Raw genomic sequence first — 1,408 nt, 5'->3', positions numbered from 1 at the left:
GGCGGCGGATCCCGACGCGCCCACCGACGCCGAGGTGCACCGGACCCTGCGGGCGGTGGCGGCGCGGGCCAAGCGTGAGCTCGTTCCGGGCTCCGGCCTGACGGAGACCGTGATGCTGGCCCAGATCCGCTCGATCCTCGTGGACATGATGCAGGTGGCGGGGCTGAGCAAGATCTCGGCGCTGGCCACGCTGCCCCCCACGGTGCGCACGCCCGCGGTGGAGCCGGAACTGCTGGAGGAGTGGCCCGAGTCCCCCGACCGTCCGGCCACCGTCATGCCCCCGCTCAGGGCGACACGAGCCTCCATGGCTCGGTATGACGATAGAAAGAGGTCCTCTTGACCGCCCGCCGACCGGTGACCCCGTCACGGGTGATCACCCCCGCCTCCGTCCCCAGTTGAACGGCGCGGGCCGGCAGCCAGGAGCGTCTCAGCACCCTGCGCGGCCGTGCCGCTGTGGCGCGGACACCGGGAAGCTGCGGGGTCGGGCGGACAGTGAGGGTGTCGATCTCCCCGGAGAAGATCCGCTCGTCGTCGGCGTACGCCTCGCCCACCAGGTGGGCGCCGCCCGGTCCGGTGACGGTGGCCTCGCCCACCAGTACCGTTCCGGTCTCGTCCCGGATCAGCGGTACCTCCCTGGCCTCGCCCCGGACCCCGAGCTTGGCGGCGGCCGAACCGGTGGGCAGGTCGTAGGCGCGGGTGGCCGGAGTGGGGTCCTCGGCGACGTACGCGACCTCCATGTCCAGGTTCTCCGTCCGCAGCAGTCGCGTGAGCAGCGCGGCCAGGCCGGCGTCGGTGCCGCACACCACCACCCGGCGTCGATGTCCGATCTCGTACAGCGCGCGGTTCACATCGTCCTTGGTGGGCACCTCACTGCACTCCACGCGCGGGTGCTCGCCCAGGACGGTCGGTACCGGCGCCGAGCCGCAGCGGATGACGATCATGCATCCATCATGGACTCACCGGCGCGCAGGGTCGAACCCGGGCCACGATGACGGCAGGATGGACAGAGTGCACCGCATCGACCTCAACTGCGACCTCGGGGAGGCCCGCCGGGGCACGCCGCGGTGGTCGCGGTCGCTGGCCGCGCGATCCGGGCCGGATCCCGCTGACGCGGCGCTGCTGGACGTGGTGACCTCCGCCAACGTCGCGTGCGGTTTCCATGCGGGCAACCGACCCACCATGTCCGCGACCGCCGCGGCCGCCGCCGAACGGGGCGTGGCGCTGGGTGCGCACCCGTCCTATAGGGACGCGGCGAACTTCGGGCGGACCGAGATGGAGCTCTCGCGCGCCGAGGTGGCCGACCACGTGCACTTCCAGCTGGTGGAGATGGACATGGCAGCCCGTCGCCGCGGGACTCGGGTGCGGTACGTCAAGCCCCACGGCGCCCTCTACAACCGTATCGTCCACG

General features: G+C 72.3%; 2 protein-coding genes and 1 pseudogene. 2 read left to right on the top strand and 1 reads right to left on the bottom strand.

The features are described from left to right. Positions 1-340, top strand: a pseudogene (locus tag G6028_RS11490) (FUSC family protein); the annotation flags it as partial. Here the strand turns inward: G6028_RS11490 and G6028_RS11485 are convergent. Next, on the bottom strand, positions 285-941 hold the full coding sequence (locus G6028_RS11485; protein ID WP_017837894.1) for a hypothetical protein: 657 nt from the start codon (positions 939-941) through the stop codon (positions 285-287). The pseudogene G6028_RS11490 and the gene G6028_RS11485 overlap by 56 nt on opposite strands. A gap of 58 nt (positions 942-999) precedes the next feature. On the opposite strand from G6028_RS11485, the gene G6028_RS11480 reads away from it, so the two are divergent. Next, the coding region (locus G6028_RS11480; protein ID WP_194306982.1) for a LamB/YcsF family protein at positions 1,000-1,408 on the top strand (409 nt) is incomplete at its 3' end.

It is taken from the genome of Dietzia cercidiphylli (assembly GCF_014145145.1).
Classification (GTDB): domain Bacteria; phylum Actinomycetota; class Actinomycetes; order Mycobacteriales; family Mycobacteriaceae; genus Dietzia; species Dietzia natronolimnaea.
Note: the sequence above shows the minus strand (reverse complement) of the source record. Positions and strands in the feature narration are given on the sequence as shown.

What these genes read in the sequence shown, in the direction of transcription:
- G6028_RS11485 (WP_017837894.1), bottom strand. Translation starts at nt 941, where the DNA reads ATGATCGTCATCCGCTGCGGCTCGGCGCCGGTACCGACCGTCCTGGGC.